At 64.8% G+C, this 17,718-nt stretch carries 19 protein-coding genes and 2 pseudogenes; 15 read left to right on the plus strand and 6 right to left on the minus strand.

Annotated features, from left to right (window positions below):
* Positions 1–72 precede the first annotated feature (72 nt).
* The gene (locus tag CXR03_RS08540; protein WP_104103348.1) at positions 73–573 is read left to right on the plus strand and encodes an ASCH domain-containing protein; all 501 of its coding nucleotides are present in this window, start codon (positions 73–75) and stop codon (positions 571–573) included.
* A 69-nt stretch (positions 574–642) separates the two neighbouring features.
* On the opposite strand, the gene CXR03_RS08545 is transcribed toward CXR03_RS08540, so the two are convergent.
* Positions 643–2,019: an LssY C-terminal domain-containing protein gene (locus CXR03_RS08545; protein ID WP_104103350.1), complete on the minus strand. Its 1,377-nt coding sequence runs from the start codon at positions 2,017–2,019 to the stop codon at positions 643–645.
* Positions 2,020–2,095: 76 nt separating this feature from the next.
* Positions 2,096–2,833: an SDR family NAD(P)-dependent oxidoreductase gene (locus CXR03_RS08550; protein ID WP_104103352.1), complete on the minus strand. Its 738-nt coding sequence runs from the start codon at positions 2,831–2,833 to the stop codon at positions 2,096–2,098.
* A gap of 414 nt (positions 2,834–3,247) precedes the next feature.
* Here CXR03_RS08550 and CXR03_RS08555 point away from each other — a divergent pair, with 414 nt between their 5' ends.
* From CXR03_RS08555 to CXR03_RS08580, 6 genes are all read left to right on the plus strand, one after another.
* Positions 3,248–3,772 (plus strand): hypothetical protein, encoded by a 525-nt coding sequence (locus CXR03_RS08555; protein ID WP_104103354.1) that lies wholly within the window; start codon positions 3,248–3,250, stop codon positions 3,770–3,772.
* A 53-nt stretch (positions 3,773–3,825) separates the two neighbouring features.
* Positions 3,826–4,524, plus strand: a complete 699-nt coding sequence (locus CXR03_RS08560) for a nucleotidyltransferase domain-containing protein (protein ID WP_104103355.1) — start codon at positions 3,826–3,828, stop codon at positions 4,522–4,524.
* 54 nt (positions 4,525–4,578) lie between these two features.
* The gene (locus CXR03_RS08565) at positions 4,579–5,541 is read left to right on the plus strand and encodes a DUF2332 domain-containing protein (protein ID WP_104103357.1); all 963 of its coding nucleotides are present in this window, start codon (positions 4,579–4,581) and stop codon (positions 5,539–5,541) included.
* Between the two features lie 48 nt (positions 5,542–5,589).
* The gene (locus tag CXR03_RS08570) at positions 5,590–5,931 is read left to right on the plus strand and encodes a YciI family protein (RefSeq protein ID WP_104103358.1); all 342 of its coding nucleotides are present in this window, start codon (positions 5,590–5,592) and stop codon (positions 5,929–5,931) included.
* Between the two features lie 196 nt (positions 5,932–6,127).
* On the plus strand, positions 6,128–7,276 hold the full coding sequence (locus CXR03_RS08575; protein ID WP_104103360.1) for a Vms1/Ankzf1 family peptidyl-tRNA hydrolase: 1,149 nt from the start codon (positions 6,128–6,130) through the stop codon (positions 7,274–7,276).
* Positions 7,277–7,335: 59 nt separating this feature from the next.
* Complete coding sequence (locus CXR03_RS08580) at positions 7,336–8,469, plus strand: polymer-forming cytoskeletal protein (protein WP_104103362.1); 1,134 nt, start codon at positions 7,336–7,338, stop codon at positions 8,467–8,469.
* 50 nt (positions 8,470–8,519) lie between these two features.
* Here the strand turns inward: CXR03_RS08580 and CXR03_RS08585 are convergent, their stop codons facing one another.
* Both CXR03_RS08585 and CXR03_RS08590 read right to left on the minus strand, forming a co-directional pair.
* Positions 8,520–9,236: an NADPH-dependent F420 reductase gene (locus CXR03_RS08585; protein WP_104103363.1), complete on the minus strand. Its 717-nt coding sequence runs from the start codon at positions 9,234–9,236 to the stop codon at positions 8,520–8,522.
* A gap of 127 nt (positions 9,237–9,363) precedes the next feature.
* On the minus strand, positions 9,364–10,041 hold the full coding sequence (locus tag CXR03_RS08590) for a DUF4386 domain-containing protein (RefSeq protein ID WP_104103365.1): 678 nt from the start codon (positions 10,039–10,041) through the stop codon (positions 9,364–9,366).
* Positions 10,042–10,076: 35 nt separating this feature from the next.
* Here CXR03_RS08590 and CXR03_RS08595 point away from each other — a divergent pair, with 35 nt between their 5' ends.
* The 8 genes and pseudogenes from CXR03_RS08595 (at position 10,077) to CXR03_RS08625 (ending at position 15,641) form a co-directional block, all read left to right on the plus strand.
* Positions 10,077–10,331 carry a TetR/AcrR family transcriptional regulator C-terminal domain-containing protein gene (locus CXR03_RS08595; RefSeq protein WP_258073618.1) on the plus strand — a complete coding sequence of 85 codons (255 nt, stop codon included), beginning with the start codon at positions 10,077–10,079 and terminating at the stop codon, positions 10,329–10,331.
* 391 nt (positions 10,332–10,722) lie between these two features.
* Positions 10,723–11,555: pseudogene (locus CXR03_RS08600) on the plus strand (alpha/beta fold hydrolase); the annotation flags it as partial.
* Between the two features lie 183 nt (positions 11,556–11,738).
* Positions 11,739–12,605 carry a CPBP family intramembrane glutamic endopeptidase gene (locus CXR03_RS08605; RefSeq protein ID WP_258073562.1) on the plus strand — a complete coding sequence of 289 codons (867 nt, stop codon included), beginning with the start codon at positions 11,739–11,741 and terminating at the stop codon, positions 12,603–12,605.
* 230 nt (positions 12,606–12,835) lie between these two features.
* A complete protein-coding gene (locus tag CXR03_RS08610; RefSeq protein ID WP_104103368.1) occupies positions 12,836–13,762 on the plus strand; it encodes a pirin family protein in 927 nt (308 codons plus the stop codon).
* A complete protein-coding gene (locus CXR03_RS08615; protein ID WP_104103369.1) occupies positions 13,759–14,163 on the plus strand; it encodes a GNAT family N-acetyltransferase in 405 nt (134 codons plus the stop codon). Before CXR03_RS08610 ends, CXR03_RS08615 begins: the two co-directional genes overlap by 4 nt.
* 153 nt (positions 14,164–14,316) lie before the next feature.
* Positions 14,317–14,685: pseudogene (locus CXR03_RS18585) on the plus strand (alpha/beta fold hydrolase); the annotation flags it as partial.
* Positions 14,686–14,846: 161 nt separating this feature from the next.
* Positions 14,847–15,071, plus strand: coding sequence for an alpha/beta fold hydrolase (locus CXR03_RS18590; RefSeq protein ID WP_258073632.1), 225 nt, complete (start codon positions 14,847–14,849; stop codon positions 15,069–15,071).
* Between the two features lie 354 nt (positions 15,072–15,425).
* Positions 15,426–15,641, plus strand: a complete 216-nt coding sequence (locus CXR03_RS08625) for a hypothetical protein (RefSeq protein ID WP_104103371.1) — start codon at positions 15,426–15,428, stop codon at positions 15,639–15,641.
* Positions 15,642–15,696: 55 nt separating this feature from the next.
* Here CXR03_RS08625 and CXR03_RS08630 read toward each other — a convergent pair whose 3' ends face one another.
* Both CXR03_RS08630 and CXR03_RS08635 read right to left on the minus strand, forming a co-directional pair.
* The gene (locus tag CXR03_RS08630) at positions 15,697–16,776 is read right to left on the minus strand and encodes an alkene reductase (RefSeq protein WP_104103373.1); all 1,080 of its coding nucleotides are present in this window, start codon (positions 16,774–16,776) and stop codon (positions 15,697–15,699) included.
* 231 nt (positions 16,777–17,007) lie between these two features.
* Positions 17,008–17,655 carry a DUF1648 domain-containing protein gene (locus CXR03_RS08635; protein ID WP_104103374.1) on the minus strand — a complete coding sequence of 216 codons (648 nt, stop codon included), beginning with the start codon at positions 17,653–17,655 and terminating at the stop codon, positions 17,008–17,010.
* Between the last annotated feature and the right edge of the window lie 63 nt (positions 17,656–17,718).

Genomic DNA, 17,718 nt, shown 5'->3' on the forward strand with positions numbered 1-17,718 from the left:
GCACGCGGGTGCCGCCGTCGTACTGCGTAAGGGTGTGGGCGCAGGTCCCGCCGCAGTGGCAGACTGGGAAGCATGGACACCCCGACTGATTCGATTGAACCGGACTTCGACGCCGCGGCCGTTCTCTGGGATGCCTACGCCGCTGCCAACCCCGAGCAGGCCGCTGCTGACAGCCAGTACAACGTGGAAACCTTCGGGGATTCCCCAAGGCTGGCCGATGAGCTCCTCGCACTGGTGCTGGACGGCAGGAAAACCGCCACCTCTTCGCTCGTTGCGGAATACGTGGAGGAGGGGGATCAGCTGCCGCGGATCGGCATCCACTGGATTGTCTGTGACAGCACCGGCGCCCCGCGGGCTATCCTGCGGACCACGGAACTTCGCCTGGGCACCTTTCTTGACGTCGATGCGGCTTTTGCGCGCGACGAAGGCGAGGATGACCTGAGCTTGGATTCCTGGCGGCGCGAACACCGCAGGTACTGGGAGCGCACCGCTGCGGCACGGGGGATCAGCTGGTCCGAGTCCGACGAGCTGGTGCTTGAGCGGTTCAGGGTGGTTTGGCGGGCGGACGCCTGAGGGGCCGCTCAGCACCTTAGCCGGTGAGCGGGTGCTGCCGTTCGTCGGTGAGCATAAACCCGGTTTGGCTCAGGGGCTGCGTGCCCGGCGGCGGCGGCTGTGCGTGCGTGCATAGATTCTGGCTCGCTCACTGGAAAGGGCGAGGATCAGCAGGATATCGAAGGAATATCCGAACAGGTTCGAGCCAAGGTTGGATACCGAGCCCGAAAGCACGGCAGTAACCTGCAGAATAATGGCGGCCGAGCTCAGGAACATCGCCGTAACCCGCGCTGTATTGCTTCCGCGCAGAATCAACACAGCCAGCGCAGCTTCCACGCAGGCGAACACCGTAAGGGTGAAGCTGGTTGGCGCGTAGGCACTGCCGAGATTCGCGAGTTCGGAGCTTTGCTGGCCCAATACGTCGTTCACCAGTCTGCTCACCCAAGGCACTTCGGTGAGCCGCGCCAGGAACGGGGCCGCCGCAGTCAGCGCAGCGAGCCCGCGCAGGAACACCAGGCCGGCACCGAAGATGACAGGTGCCGGGCGGCGGATGCGGGTGCGGCCGGGCACGGAGGTTGAGAAGGACGCGGGCCCGGGGGAGGGCGCAGATTCTGCAGCTGCCGCCGATATTGCGGTGAGGTTGGTTACCGGCAAGTCGCCGTCCGTGACAATGGAGTCACCGCCGCCGTTGCGGGAGTGGTACCCGGTGGAAAAGTTCTTGATGACGTTCACGGACGCTTTGGGAAAAGCCTGCTGAATGGAGGAGACCAGATAGTCCCGTTCGGCATCAATGTTCTCGCCCACCCGGTGCGTGACCTGCAGGGTGAACAGGGACAGTCCCACGGCACGGTCAAAGGAAGCGGCGCCCAACCAGTCAGATGCGATGCCGCCGGGCAGCATCCACCCTTCGGGGCACCGCCACAACCGGACATGGTGTCGCTGCCGCGGATTGCCGTTGACCTCCTGCTGATAGGCAAAGTCCTGCTGCCGCCCGAACAGCAGCAGCGGGCTGACCGGTGCCTGTAGGTAGCTGCGGTGCAGCAGTGTGGAGGTGACAATCCGCCAGCTGGTGGACAGCGTCACCGGATCAGCGAGCACCCAGCCCGTCCGCTCCAATGCTCCACGCAGCTGCTTCTCGCTGCCCAGAAATGCCAGGTTGACGGCGTCCCCGAACAGGCCCGCGCTGGTACGCGTGCGGCCCATGAAATAGTCCGGGATGAAGATCTGCGTCAGCACCCGATCAACGCGCGGCAACACCAGATAGGCAAGTACAACCCAAAACACCACCAGAAAGCCGACGTACCCCAGCTCAAACGAGCCACGCAGCAGCAGCAATCCGGCGAACCAGATGGACGCGAGGCCGCTGAAGACGAAGAAGGCCCAGTCCAAAGCCGTCGCAGCCGTTCCGCCCGCGGAGGTGGAAGCGGCGCCGGACCCGGCACCGCCGTCGTCCGCTGCCTGTTTCATGCTCAAAACCCTGACCTGCCGCCTCTGCGCGAGTCAATGAGTTGAAGCCGCTTTGAGGAGGTGAGCAGGGATCCCGTCACCTTCCGGAATCCTGCAGCGGCGTTCCGGTTTCTTCTTCCAGGGCTTGCAGCAGACTGTCCTGGAATCTGACATCGTGCACCGCCGGGTGCGGCTGCCTCCGCCGCCGGTGGTACCAGTAGCCGCCGCTGGACAGCGCGTCGGGGTCCTCGCTGGATGCGAGCCACTCCTGGGTCTGGTGGCCCAGCGCCAGATCGTCAGGCGCTCCGGGGCCGCCCATCTTGGTGGGAACCCAGCCGGGATCCACCGAGTTGCTCAGCAGATCCGGCCGCAGCCTGGCCAGCGCTGCGGAAAACGCAGTGACGTACAACTTGCTGTCCGCATACGAACCAGCCGTCCTGCCCTGCCAGTCAACTCCGGCGAGCGAGGCGCGCCCGGCGTAGTGGTCGTTGCTGCTCAGGTAGACGTGCCGCTGCGGCCCGTCGAGCAGCGCGGTCAGAAGGTAGGGGGCAACAACATTCACGGGCATGACGGTCGTGCCGCGGGAAACTCCGGCGTTGTGGATAACGGAGTCCAGCGGGGTGCCGGCTTTGAGTTCTGCGGCGGCACGGCGCACCGCGTCCGGGTCGCTGAAGTCGGCGACGACGAGCTCCGCGCCGCGGTTGAGCAGCGGCTCGAGCGCTGCCGCCCGCTCCTGGTTGCGGGCGTGAACAACGACGTCGTGCCCTGCGGTGAGCAGCGACTCCGCCGCTGATCTGCCCAGGCCGTCAGCTGACCCCGTGACCAGGATCCTCACAGTCTTGCGCTCCTTGGGCTGCTGCCATTCCTGGACGCTTTTCGCTCAGTCATGAACGGTCTGTCCTTTCCGTGGAACTGCCGGGACGGCCACTGCGACGTCAATACAACTTTTCCTTCCGGCTGGTCGCCTGACAAGGGGCGGCCTCCAGCATCGCCTCGTACCAGCCGTGCAGTGGTCGGACGCCGTACCGGGAATGCAGGAACGGCTATGAGCTGGCTCCGCTGAGATACCCTCGCTCGTAACGGGGTCACTATCGGTACCAGCATTATGGATGTCAGGACGGGCCAGGGGGCGTATCAAAGTGCGTGACGGGTCAGATGAAGCTGAGGGAACTATCCGTCTCTTTGCGGGGTATGGCGATTCCACTACCTGGGTCCCAGCAACCGGAACACCATCAAGTCAAGGAGCCGCATGCCAGACAGAACTCGCATCGAAAAACTCGAAGTATGGGTCGGTGGGCTTTCCCGTCCTGAGCTGATGAGACGCCTGGACTCGCATGGCATTCTGCTTAACGTTCATGCGGAAACCCTGCTGCAGGACGTTGTCTTCGAGGAGCGGGACTCTCATCCCGTGATGGTCACGGAGCGGACGGTCGCCGAGCTGGGGCTTTCCAACGGCGCGACGCTTCCCCAAATTTTGGAGGCTGCACAGCAACAGGGCCTATTGCTGTGCCCGATGGACACCGGGCCCTACTTGCGAATGGTTCTGACCGATCAGGCGGCTTCCCGCGACCCCGTCATGTCGTCCGGGCGGGCGCCCGACGGCGGTCTCACCGTGGCAGCCGAAGCTTTTCGCGCTGACCATGAGTATCCGAAGGGCTTTTATCTCCGCTTCGTCAACGGGCATTCGTGGCTGCGCGGCTATCGGTGCGACGACGAACATGTGTGGTCACCCGCGGACCGGTTCATCTTTCAGCTTCCGCCACCTTCCGTCTGAACGAGCGGACCCCTGCCGGGCAGCGCCCGGGCCGGTCCCGCTAGGATTCAGCAATGGATCCAGTCTCTGTCGCGCGCGCGTTCGTTCACCACGCCCATCCGGGTGCCGAATTGTCGATTCTGGGCGGGAGCGCGGGCACGGGAAAAGCCACAGCCAACTCTGACCTCGACATCGTGATTCTGTACCCCAACGGACACAGTAACTATGCCGAAACCACTCGATACCAAGGCTGGGTTGTCGAAGCTTTTGTTCACACCCCCGACTCAATTTCCTTCTGGTACGAAAAGGAAAGGGCCGCCCGGTGCGCCGTCTTGGGCGACATCGTCGCTCAGGGTGTACTCCTGACGGATCAAGGGGCCGGAGAAGCACTTCAAGACAGTGCCCGCCGCTACATGGAAAAAGGTCCGGAGCCCCTGAGTGAAACTGAGCGCGGGATCCGCCTCTACGGCCTCAGCAATTCCCTTGACGATCTGCACGGCAGTACGGACCCTGCGGAAAAGTTCGCTATCTCCGCCGATGTCTTTTCCCAAGCTGTCGAACTCCTGTTGCTGCACGAAAACGCCTGGCTCGGCAACGGCAAGTGGATGGTGCGCCGTCTTGACCAGCTTCCGCAGAACCAGTTGGCCCGCCAGCTTCTGGCGTGGGCGGGATCCGGTCAGCACGATGAACTCGCGTTGGCACGGATAACTTCCGAGGTCCTGCGCCAAGCCGGAGGCTATGTCATGGAGGGATTCGTGCGGGGGTCCCGCTAAACGGCCAATCTCGTCAACGCTGAGGGACGAACGCGCCACTGTTATGGTGATCGCATGGATGGGGTGGCCGGAGTATATGAGCGTTTCGCGGAGATCGAAGCCCGGGGAGTTTCACCGATCTACGAGGAGTGGGGACGGGGAATCTCCCAAGATCCGGCGGCATGGACCCTCATTTCTTCGCTGCCCCCGATCAAGCGTCAACCAAACCTGGTGTTCGCCGCCGCACGCCTGATGGGTGCGCCCGAGCAGGGATACGGACAGCTGAGGGATTGGCTGATCGAAAACTGGGACGAGGTGGTCCCGGTCATCCTGACCCGTTCAACGCAGACCAACGAAGCTGCACGGTGTGCCGTGCTGCTGCCGGTCCTGAGCCGGCTCGAGGGGCCGCTCAGCCTGATTGAGGCCGGTGCGTCCGCTGGGCTGTGCCTGTATCCCGATCGGTACAGTTACCGCTACGACGTCGGCGGCCGGACCGAGGCCCTTGACCCGGACACCGGGCCGAGCAACGTCGTGGTGCCCTGCCGCATTAACGCGGCCGCGCTGCCAGCGCGGCTGCCCGACGTCGTTTGGCGGGCCGGCGCGGACCTCAACCCGTTGAACGTCAATGACTCGGACCAGATCGAATGGCTCGAGGCACTGGTGTGGCCGGAACACGACGAGCGGCGACATCGTCTCCGCGCTGCTGCGCGGCTTGCGGAGTCAGAACCGGCACGCCTGGTTCGGGGAGACCTTTTGGATACCATCCCCGGGCTCATCGAACAGGCACCGGCCGGATCCAGGGTTGTGGTGTTCCACAGTGCGGTGCTCGTCTATCTCCGGTCCGAGGACCGGGAACGCTTTGTCGAGCTGATGGGGACCTATCCGGACGTCGTCTGGATCAGCAACGAGGGCGCCGGTGTGTTGCCAACCGTCACCGATCAGGTTCACAGGCCCATTAACGGGCGTACCATTGTGGCCGTCAACGGCCGCGCCCGCGGCCTGGCGGGGCCGCACGGCCAGTCCTACCAGAGTCTCTGACCCAGTTCATTCGGTAGTCTGCAGCACCACAAAAAAGGAGCCGACACGATGACCAAGTACCTGATTTCTTTCCCCAGCAGCGCCATGGTTTTCCCGATGGAGGACCTGCCTGCCGTCTCGGCAGCGACTCATGCAGTGATGCAGGAGGCCAAAGACGCCGGTGTGTGGGTGTTCGGCGGGGGCATCGATGAGAGCGTTCCGCCGGTACTGGTCGACGGCGCGGGAACAGTCATCGAGGGGACGTACCCGCAGACCCGGCAGATTGACGGCGGCTATGCAGTGCTGGACCTGCCGTCCCGCGAGGCCGCCCTGGAGTGGGCCGCAAGGTTCGCGGGGTCCTGCCGCTGCGCCCAGGAGGTGCGTGCGTTCCAGGACGATCCCCTCAGCTGAGCAGCACAGCCCCTATGTGCCGCTGAAGACGGGGATAGTGCTGTACCTGCCGTAATCGCTGATGCGCTGATGCCGTCCTCAGGCTGAAGCGGCCGCTCAGGCGCGGTCCCTCTTCAACCTGCGAAGGAACCGGTGTTAGCTGGAGAGACACGGATTGAATCGATGCGCGGCCGCCCTAGGTGGGAAGGAAATCGACATGACGGAGAAGCTCCACCAATTTGCGGATCTATATCGGAAAACCGGTCCCTGGTGCGTTGCATACGTCGACGCCGGCGCCGGAACAGTGGAGGGCTTGGAAGCCGCCGAAGTCCGCCCCGGAAACGTCAGGAACGCCGCGGCTGCGCAGGGCGCTCCGCCCGCGGACCTGGAGGCCATCGAAACCGCAGTGGACCCGGCCCGCGGTGTGCCCGGTCCCGTGTCCCGGTTTGTCCTGGTCCGGGACGGCAACGTGGAGCTGAATGAGCTTTTGCCGGGGCCGCTGGTCACCCCGAAACAAGTCCATGTGGGACCCGTGCCCGATCTGCTGCCGCTGTTCAAGCACCGCCCGGAGGAGTTCCCCTACATTGTTGCCGATGTGTCCCGGGAGGGCGGAGAAATCCGACTGGAGTACGTCGGCCGTCCCGGTGCCAGCGTGGAGGACGTTGAGGGGTCCACCGAGGATATCCACAAACTGTCCGCCGGCACCTGGGGGCAGGACAAGATGCAGCGCCGGACCGAACAAGTCTGGCGCCGGAATGCGGACGAGGTGGCCGCGCAGATTGACCGCATAGTGGACGCCAGCGGGGTGCGGCTGATTGTGCTGGCCGGAGATGTCCGCGCGCGGGGCCTGGTCCAGGATCAACTGGCAGAGGCCCATAAGCCGCTGGTCAGCATGCTCGACTCCCACACCCGCACGGCGGGGCCGCACCAGGACAGTTTCGATGACCGGGTCCGGGAACTGATTGCGCTTCGATGGGCGGCCGAGCAGGAGCAGATCATGGACCGCCTCGCCCTGCAGCAGGGCCAGGCCAATCCCGAATCGGCCGCGGGCATCGGTGCGGTGGTGCACGCACTCCAGCAGGCCCAGGTGGATGTGCTGATCCTGAACGACAATGCGCTAGCGGACCGGACGCTGCTGGCTCTCGGTGCCGAGCCTTGGGTGGCAACGGCGGAGGAACAGGCCCTGGGGGCCGAAGTGCTGGGCAAGGTTCCGGCGTCGGCGGCGCTGCTGCGTGCGGCTTCCCTGACGGACGCCAGCCTGCTGCTGGTGCCTAACGGTGTGCTCCCGGGCGGCGGCGACGTCGCGGCTCTGCTGCGCTGGCAGACCGGCCCCAACGCTCCCGGAGGCAATGCGTCCCTGCCGTAGACAGGAGCAGTAGAAGCGGTGTGGGTGCGTGCATTTACAGATATCTGAAAGGCAACGCCATGAGATTTCCTTCACCTCCGCGGCGGGCTTTCTCCGCAGTTCTTGCCGCTGTGCTACTGATTCTGTTGACCGGCACCGGGGCCTTGGCCTCTTCCCCGGCCGCAAACGCCCGGCTCGCCCCCGCTGTGCCGGCGGTGGTGAACGACGACGCGGGTCCGCAGTTCTACAGCGGGCTGACCATCGACGTCCCGGATGACGTCTTCGGAGACGTGTACGCGTCCGGCCAGACCATCACTATCTCCGGCAACGTCACGGGCGATGTCATCGCTGCCGGCCAGACCATCAACATCACCGGAGACGTTGACGGCAATGTGCGGCTCGCCGGGCAGGATGTGACCATCAGCGGAGAGGTCGCGCGCAGCGGCACCATCTTCGCCTCGACCCTCGATATCACCGACACCGGTTCCCTTGGAACTGATCTGGTGGGCGCCGCGGGTGACATCGACATAGCCGGCGCAGTTGGCCGTGATGTGCAGGTTGGAGTTGGAGACCTCACCATCGACGGGGTGGTTGGGGGCAACCTCACGTATACCTCCAATGACGAGGCAGAGATCGCCCAGGGCGCGGTCAGCGGCACGGTGGAGCGCATCGCACCGGAGACCCCCGAGGAGCCGTCTGTGGGGGAGCGGTTTGTCGCGTGGCTGCTCGGCCTGCTGTATGCGCTGGTCGCCCTGAGCCTTGTGACGGTGTTCGCCGGCTGGCTCCTGCCCCGTTTGCTGCACCGGGTGACCGATCAGCTGGTGCCCCGGCCGTGGAAAGCGCTGCTGGTAGGTTTTGTGGCATCCATTGCCGTTCCCGTGGTGCTGCTCGTCCTGCTGGTGACGGTCATCGGAGCCCCGCTTGCACTGGCCGGCCTGCTGGTATGGATCACGCTCACGCTCGCAACATTCGTCTTCGGTGCGTACTACATCGGCAGGCTCCTGTTCCGCGGCAACCAGCATCCCGTGGTCAAATCACTTGTGGGCGGGGTGATCCTCATTGTGGCGCTGCATATCCCGTGGCTGAACATCGCCGTCTGGCTGGCCATGGTGTTCTTTGGCCTCGGCGCGCAGCTCCTGGCGATCTATGACAAGCGGCCGTGGCAGCGGGCGCTGCCGTCGTCATCTGCTTCCATCAGCTCCGAGACATCATGATCGGGCGGAACGTCTCACCGGAATGAGTTCCACCGGGCACCGGTACCGGCTTAGAAGACGCGCTCGGCCACGTTCACCCGGGAGGCGGACTTCAGTGCGGACTCGACCTTCGTCTTGGGTGTTGTGCCCGGAACCGAGGTCATCAGCTGGTCGTCGGGCGTTCCGGCATCCGCGAGGTAGAGGCGGGTGTAGCCCGAGGAGTCCGGCTCAAACCGCCAGCTGTCGGCAAGGGTGCCGGCGTCGACCACGTCGTAGCCCAGCCCATCGATGAGCGCCGCCGCCTCAGCCTTTGCGGCCGGATTGTCGGAAGCAACGGGGAGTGCGGAGCGGTCTGCGGACCCGGAAGGGCGGGCCAGCAGCGGAATGTGGTGGGCAAGGATGTTATTGAAGGCCTTGACGTACTGCGCTCCGGGAAGCCGGCTCTGTACCAGTTCGCTCGTGGTCACCGTGCTGTCATCAAGCTCAGCGATGCGCCCGTCCCGGGACGGGTAGTAATTGCTGGTGTCCAGGACGATCTTGCCGTCCAGCAACCCGTCGGGAAGGCCGGAGACCGCGCTCAGCGGAATGGAAAGCACGACGGCGTCGCCGAGTTTCGCTGCGTCCTCCGCCGTTCCGGCCTGGGCCAGCGGGCCCAGTTCGGCGACCAGGTCCGTCAGCGTTTCGGGTCCCCGCGAGTTGGCAATGACAACGTTCATGCCCGCCGCAACCGCGAGCCGTGCGACCGCGGATCCGATGTTTCCGCTTCCGATGATTCCCAATGTTGCCACGATAAATCCCTTCGATGATGGTCAGCTTGACCGGCAGAGGTGAACTCCGCCAGTCCCTCAAGGAGGCAACTGCGGCCGGGGCGGAGGAATTCCCCCCCCGGGGCGGCTCCATCCCGAAGGGGGTCACCTACGCGCCGGCGTCAACGTTTCCCGTCGGGCTGAAGGCACGGACCGGGCGCGGCCGTCGGAAGCCGACCACCGTCAGGTAAATACCCAGCGACGCTTCCCAGATAATCTCCGGAAGGGTGGCCAGCGCGGAGGGAACCGAGGACTGTTCATAGGCACCGAAAAGCACGGCAAGGCCGGACAGCGACATCAGCGGACCGCCGATCAGGCCGAATAGTGCCATCGGCCGCGGCACCAGATGCGAGCGGTACATCAGGAACCCGAGCAGCAGCCCGTTTCCGATGCCCACCACGAACCCCGGGTCGAGCAGGAAGGTCCAGCCGTGCAGCGCCACCAGCGCCCGCGCCACGGGCAGGTACTCATCTGCGTCGGCGTCGGCGGTCTGCCGCAGTGTCACCACGGTGAGCACGCTGAGGATTCCGACGGCAATCAGGGCGCACTCCATGATCCGGGCCGCAACATAGCCGACCGCAGCGGTCTCGCTGTGCCGGCGGAGGACGGGAAACAGTACGACGGCGGTGCCGATGTTCGCGATGATCAGCACCAGTTCGCAGACGGCGCCGAGCAGGACCCGCGTATCGGCACCGGAACCGGTGACGTAGTCCGGGTCCGTTAGCAGCGGCGCATACAGCGCGGCCCCGGCAATGGCCGAGACGAAGGTGCCTAAGGGAGAACGGATTTTCCTTCCGGACCACCGTCCACGTCACCAGCCTGCTGGACGCCTACGTGTACGGCTTCGCGCTGCAGCAGGAGACCCTGTCCTTCGAGACCCCGGAGGAGTCGGCCGAGGCCGCCGCTGCCACCGGCGATGCTGAGTCGGCGGAGGCTGCTGCCCGGTATCCGTACCTGCTCGAAGTGGTGGAGGAGCTGGCTAAGGAGGGCTACGACTACGACACCGAGTTCGCCGTCGGGCTGGACGTTCTGCTGGATGGCATCGAGGTTCTGCGGGGTTCCTGGCGCGACGGCTAGGTGCGGCCAGGCGGCGAGCTCGGGCACGGGGTCCTGGAGGGTGGCATAGCTCCGGCGGGGGACTCTAGCTCCAGCGGGGGACTCTAGCTCCGGCGCGGCCTGCACAACGACGTCGGGCAGGGTGACGGTCTGTCCGTCCGGCGCCGTGACGGTGCGGGACTGCGTGCAACGCGGCATAGCTCTGCTCCTTCTTGGTTGCTGTCGCCGTTCTAGGTAATGCCTGGTGGCCGACTCTAGGTGCTCGCCACCGACGCGAGAGCGCCGACGCCGGTGGGAGTCTGGCAACGTCGCCGTGAACGGGTATCCGATCCCGGCACAGCCGCGGCCCAGGGGCGGAGCTCCACAGGCTGGGGCGTTCATGTCATTGGGCACACTACCGAGAGGGAAGACCATGGCGTTTATCAGCGTCGGATCAGAGAACAGCACGCCAACCGAGTTGTATTACGAGGACCAGGGTGCGGGGCAGCCTGTCGTCCTGATTCACGGGTATCCATTGAACGGACACAGCTGGGAGCATCAGACACGGGAGCTCCTGGCCAGCGGGTACCGGGTCATCACCTACGACCGGCGCGGCTTCGGCCAGTCATCGAAGGTCAGTGTCGGCTACGACTACGACACCTTTGCCGCCGACCTGAGCATCCTGCTGGAGGCCCTGGATCTGCAGGACGTCGTCCTGGTGGGCTTCTCGATGGGGACCGGCGAGCTCGCCCGCTATGTCGCCAAGTATGGCCACGAGCGGGTGGCCAAGCTTGCATTCCTCGCCTCGCTGGAGCCCTTCCTTGTTGCGCGTGAAGACAACCCCGAGGGCGTGCCGCGGGCGGTGTTCGATGGAATTGAAGCTGCGGCTAGGAGCGACCGGTACGCCTGGTACACGCAGTTCTTCTCGGACTTCTACAACCTCAACGAGAACCTCGGTACCCGGGTCAGCCAGGAAGCGGTGAGCGGCAGCTGGAACACCGCAATCTCCAGCGCCCCGGTGGCGGCCTACGCCGTCGTCTCTTCGTGGATCGAGGATTTTCGGCGTGATGTCGAAGCAGTGCGCCGGAGCGGGAAACCGGTGTTGATCCTGCACGGCACTGCCGACCGTATCCTGCCATCGACAACACGGCCCGCCGGTTCTCCCGGTCACTGCCCGCTGCTCACTACGTCGAGGTGGAGGGCGCCCCTCACGGGTTGCTCTGGACGCATGCCGACGACGTCAATGACGCCCTGCGCACCTTCCTAGGTTCGCCCGGCGACGGCTCCGCCACCGCTGAACCGGGCCATCTCGCCACACACAAGACGAAAGTAGAGGCCAGCCATGGGTCCTAATGAGAATGTCATCAACCAGGTATCCACACTCCGCGATACCGATCACGACCCAGCCGCGCCGGGGGAGACATCCCGGCTGGCACCCCGTACCACCGGGTGCTCGACCGGAAAACCAAAGGACGCGGAATACCGCGCGGCATTCTTGCCATCGTGCTTCTTTTTGGAGGATTGCTGGGATTTGGTGCCGTCGCCGCGCAGATCAGTGGACAGATTGATCTCTTGCTTGGCCGAGACAGCATTGTCACTGGCGGCACGGAATTTACGACCGTTACGCTGGCCGCTACCTTCGCCTCGAGCGCGCTACTCATTCCGTGGAGCATGCTCATCCAGCGCTGGCTCTACGGTGTCAAGGGGCGCACGATGCATTCCGTTACCGGAGTGTTCCGAGCGGCAGTGCTGGGTCGGGCAGTACTCGTTCTTGTGCCCGTCTGGGCCGTTTATATGACCGTCCTGACTATTCTTCAGCCTTCCGTAATGACCGACTGGGCCGTAGGCGACCTCCTCTTCATGTTCGTGGTCACGGTCTTGATCGTGCCGCTGCAGACCGCGGGCGAAGAGTATGGGTTCAGGGGGCTGATCTTTCGCGTGGCTGCTAGCTGGGGGAGAAGCCCTCGCTCAGCCCTGGCCTTGGGGGTGGTCGTCTCTTCGGTGCTGTTCGCGACGATCCACCTGTCCACCGACCTTTGGCTCAATCTTCAGTTCCTGGCCGTGGGCATCACCTTCGCGCTGATCACGTGGCGTACGGGTGGTCTTGAGACATCAGTCGTGCTGCACGCGGCCAATAATTCTCTTGGCCTGATGTTGGCACTTGTGCTTCACGCCGACCTCAATGCGACGACAGATCGCTCTTCCGGGGTGGGTTCCATGGCTTTCCTTATCCCCGTGGTCCTGTTGGCGGTAATCACCGGGGTGATCTGGTACCGCACGCGGCATACCGGGCCTGCGCTCACCCCGGCACCTTGATACAGCGTTAGTTCCCCGAGCCAGAGCGACAGGCGCAGGGCTACAACCGTCTCTCCATCGCCTCCCACCACCCCGTGCCCGGGGCGAAGCGCCCCCTCACCCACCAACAGGAGCAGCCATGACCCACGACGCTCTGAACTCCCTGGGACACAGCACCGTCCCCGGCCCTCCCCCCCGATCTCGGAGAGCGCCTCACCCCGCGGAACGTGCCGTTGGGCGGGCCGCGGGCCATGACCGTGCGCCGCACCCTGCCGCAGCGGACCCGGTCCCTCATCGGTCCGTGGTGTTTCGTCGACCACTTCGGTCCCGACGACGTCTCCGCCAACGGCGGCATGGCCGTGCCCCGCCACCCCCACACAGGTCTCGCGACCGTGACCCTTCTGTTCTCGGGGCAGGTCCTGCACCGCGACTCGACCGGGTTCACCAACACTGTGCGCCCTGGGGAGGTGAATCTCATGATCGCGGGCCGGGGCATCTCCCACTCCGAGTTCTCCACCCCGGACACCACGCGCCTGCACGGGATCCAGCTCTGGTATGCCCTGCCGGACGACCTCCGCCACGGGCCACCGGAAGCCCAGCATCATGTCCCCACGCCGGAGATCAGGCCCGGGGGTACCGTGCGCACATATGTCGGGCGCATCGCAGGCGCCTGCTCACCGATCGACACCCGGACGCCGGCTCACGCCGCCGAAGCCCTCATCAACCCCGGTGAAAGCCTCGACCTGCCGCTGGACCCGAACTGCGAGCACGGACTACTTCTCGATACCGGGTCGGTCTCCCTCACGGCGTGGGAAGCAGACGGTGTCGAGGCCTCTGCGCGAACCGCACTGTCGCCCGGCGCGCTGCACTATCTCCCCGCCGGGCTATCTGGCGTGCGCTTGCACGCCAGGCCCGGACCAGGCGCCCGCGTCGTGATCGTGGGTGGCCCACCCTTCGACGAGGACATCGTCCTGTGGTGGAACTTCGTGGCCCGCAGCCACGCCGAGATCGTCGCCTACCGCACCCAATGGCAGCGCGAAATCGGCGCCGAGCCGGGTCCTGCACCGGGACCGGAGCGCTTCGGCCCATACCCCTCCGAGCCTTCGGGTGCGCTGCCCGCACCCGAACTGCCCAATGCCCAGATCAGACCCCGTACACGAGCGAGAGGACAGCAATGACAACCGAAAGTGAACGCAGCACGACTCAGACCCAGCCCGTCGAGGTGCGCAACAACTCTGAAGAGAGCCGTTTCGACATTCTGGTAGGGGGCGTCTTAGCGGGGTTCTCGATGTATACCCACCATGACGAGGGTCCATCGCGGCAGCGCATCTTCTACCACACCGTGATCGACGAGCAGTTCGACGGGCGGGGCCTGGCCAGCGTCCTCACCCGCACTGCCCTGAGAACCAGCGTCCAGGAGGGGTATCGCCTGGTGGCGGTCTGCCCCTACGTTGCGAGATGGCTCACGACGCATCGGGACGTCGACGACGCCGTCGACAGGGTCCGCCCAGCCCATCTCGCGGCAGTGCGACGGGCCGCGCAAGGGCCGGCTGATCGATCAAGCACATACCGCCCCTAGAGAGGTTAGTGTCATGTCTGCAGTCCACCACCGCTTTGCAACCATCGAGGGCCGCCGGATCTTCTACCGTGAGGCAGGGTCTCCCGAGTCACCAACGGTCGTTCTGCTCCACGGGTACCCGACCAGTTCGGCCATGTACCGCAACCTGACCCGTTGCTCGCGGACCGCTACCACGTCGTCGCGCCAGACCATCTCGGCTTTGGGCTATCCGATGCCCCGAGCGTCGACGAGTTTTCGTACTCCTTCTACGCCCTCGCCCGAATCACGTCCTCCCTGCTGGCCAGCCTCGAAATCACCAAGTATGCGATTGTCGTGCAGGATTATGGTGCTCCGATCGGGTGGCGGTTAGCCCTGGAGGATCCGTCGGCGATCACAGCGATCATCAGTCAGAACGGCAACGCCTACGAGGAGGGCTTCGTCGAGTCGTTCTGGAAGGACGTCTGGGCCTACGCGCGGGCCCAGACTCCACAGACAGAGGCGGCCGTGCGGGCCGCGCTCACGCGTGAGGCCATCCGCTGGCAGTACGTGACTGGCGTTGCCGACCCCACCCTGGTGGACCCCGGAACTTGGGAACGGGATGCTTCGCTGATCGGACGACCGGGCAACGACCTCGTCCAGCTCGCCCTGTTCCGTAACGGCTATACCCCCGCCTACACGAGTACTTCCGTAGTACGCATGTCCCTTTGCTGGCCGTATGGGGGCAATACGATGAGATCTTCGGGCCGGAGGGCGCGCACGCGTTCTCCCGGGACCTCCCCAACGCGCACATTGAGCTCCACCCCGGCGGGCACTTCTTGCTTGAGTCCGGGCTCGAGGCGGCGGCGGCGGTGATCCGTTCGTTCCTCAGCGAAGCGGTCGGCTGGATGGGCAACGCCGTCCTGTCCGCGCCGCCCACGCCCACTGTCTGACACGTTCTGTCGGCCGCGCCCGTCGAGGATGACTGTTCTCCAGCGGAGTATTATGCCGAATTATGCACTGTTACATTCTCGTCGATCAGGCTTTGTTGTGTTTGGTTTACGTGATCATCACGGGCAAGTAACCCAGCAATAATCTTTCAAGAATCTGGCCGCGATTCTCGGACTGGGCCTTTCATGCGGGGCCCCCGGTCCGCGGTTTGGCCCGACTGCAGAACCACTAGCTGGGACTACTTCTGGAACGCTCATCTGCACGCCTGCACAGGTTCTTTTGGCCCGCACGCTGCGCAGGCGCGCAGGGCAATGAGGGCCCGGATTGCACCCCGGATTGTGCCCCCACACAGGATGATGGCCATCGATGACTATTTGTACCGGGCGGACAAACAACGCATCAGTCGCAGTGCGCAGCAGCTGGCTACGGGGGCAAACCAGATGGCACTCTACGGGCTGGGCTTCAGCTTCAGGGAGCAGGCGGCCCTTGGCCTGTACGCGCGTGCCTGGAGTAAGGATAAAGAAGCGCAATATTCCGGCGAGGAGCGCTCGTCGCAACCGTCAACGCGGTAGGCGACGGCAGGCCTCCCGCGTCACGCGGAAGGCCTGCCGTCATCGTTCGCCTGGGCTAGGAAACCGGTTCCAGCACCGGGTAGTCCGTGTAGCCGGCGGCACCGTCAGTGTAGACGGTGGCCTGGTCCAGCTCGTTCAGCGGGAGGTCTTCCTGCCAGCGGCGGGCCAGGTCCGGGTTGGCCATGACCGGGCGGCCGACGACGGCGGCGTCGGCCAGGTCCTCCTCGAGCAGCATGATCGCGTCATCACGCGTAGTGACGGTGCCGAAGCCGGTATTCATTAGGACCGGGCCGCCGAAGCGGCGGCGCAGGTCCTGGACCATGTCATCGGCCGGGTCCTTGTGCAGGATGGAAAGGTAGGCCGGCTTGAGGTCGGCGATGCCGTCCACCAGGGCGGTGTAGGTGGCAGTCACATCGGCGCGGTCGGTTTCCAGCACGCCCTGGATGTTGTGCTCCGGGGAGATGCGGATGGCGGTGTGCTCGGCGCCGATGGCTTCGGCCACGGCGCGGAAGGTCTCGATGACCATCCGGGCCCGGTTCTCGGGTGAGCCGCCGTAGTTGTCGGTGCGGGTGTTGGAGACGGGGGAGAGGAATTCCTGCAGCAGGTACCCGTTGGCACCGTGCAGCTCCACGCCGTCGAACCCTGCCTTCATGGCGTTTTGCGCGGCGGAGACGAAGTCGGCCACGACGCCGGCGAGTTCGGCTTCGGTGAGGGCGTGGGGGACGGGGTAGGGCTGCTTGCTGTCGTAGGTGTGGGCCATGCCTTCGAGGGCGATGGCGCTGGGGGCCTGGGGCTGGTGTCCGCCGTTGATGTTTTCGTGGGCGACGCGTCCGGAGTGCATGAGCTGGGCGACGATCCGGCCTCCGGCTTCGTGGACGGCGTCGGTGACGCGCTTCCAGCCGGCGACGTGGTCTTCGGTGACCAGGCCGGGCATCAGGGGGTTGCCCTGGCCGGGGAAGGAGGGGTAGATGCCGTCAGTGATGATCAGGCCCAGGGAGGCGCGCTGGCGGTAATGCTCGACCATGATGTCGGTGGGCACGCCGTTGCGATCGGCGCGCACCCGGGACATCGGTGCCATGACGAGGCGGTTGGGCAGTTCCATGGTGCCGACGGTGAGCGGGGTAAAGAGTTTCACTCAGGATTTCCTTTTGTCGCGTCGCTCGGCCTCGTTGGAGTGGCCTGAGCTGGAGATTTGTATATCCAGCGACAACCGGCGGAGGCATCGGTGCTATTCCGCGAAGCGATCGAGCTCACACCGGAACCATCTAGACCGCCGTAAAAACTCCGAAGACCAGCGGCACGCCCACAAAAAGTGCCAGGAAGACGATGACGGAGGTCCGCCCCTTGCCGTTTCCTACGTTCACCGTCATCCCGGTGCCCGAACCGGATCTTTGGGCACCAGAATGTGGGGATCATCAGGGTTGTTGTAAAGGCCGCCCACTGTCCACAGCTTGTCCTCTTCCTGCTCTTCCGTCGTCGGCACGACCCCGCTCTTCAAAGCCGACCGGCGCGCCCAGCGGGACGACAAGGCGTATGCAACGAAGACGACGGCGACAATCAGGGCAAGCAGGATCAGTACCGGCCCCATGGGCAGCGCGTCCGGGTTTCTCCAACCGGCCACCGACAGCAGGCCAACCAAGGCTGCTGCCAGGGTGGATATTCCGCCCATGGTCGCCACGGTGCCGCGGATCATCCCCTCCCGGCGCCACAGCTCCCAGGCGGTGGCATCTTTGCTCGGGGGAACCATCAGCGGGACAGCGGCAGTGATCAGGACCAGAAAGACGCTCGTGCCGGCTCCGATGAGGAGAGGCGCGAACACTGATCCGAAGGACTTGTCAGCCCAGGCGTCCGGCGTCCCGCCCGCTCCCCAGTGAGTTGGGATGGTCTCCGGCAGCGACTCATAAATCATGGCACCGTACGCGAAGCACGGGATGAGAATTAGGGCGGCCGCGGCATGAATCAACCAGACGCCGGTGCGGTTGCGGGGAATCTTGACATCGTTTTCGACTTCCACAATTTCACCCTAATCGAAATCACGAACAGAGGCCGAAATTTCCGGCACTGGTCTGAGCATAGA

The organism is Arthrobacter sp. 08Y14, from assembly GCF_002929455.1.
Lineage (GTDB): Bacteria > Actinomycetota > Actinomycetes > Actinomycetales > Micrococcaceae > Arthrobacter_B > Arthrobacter_B sunyaminii.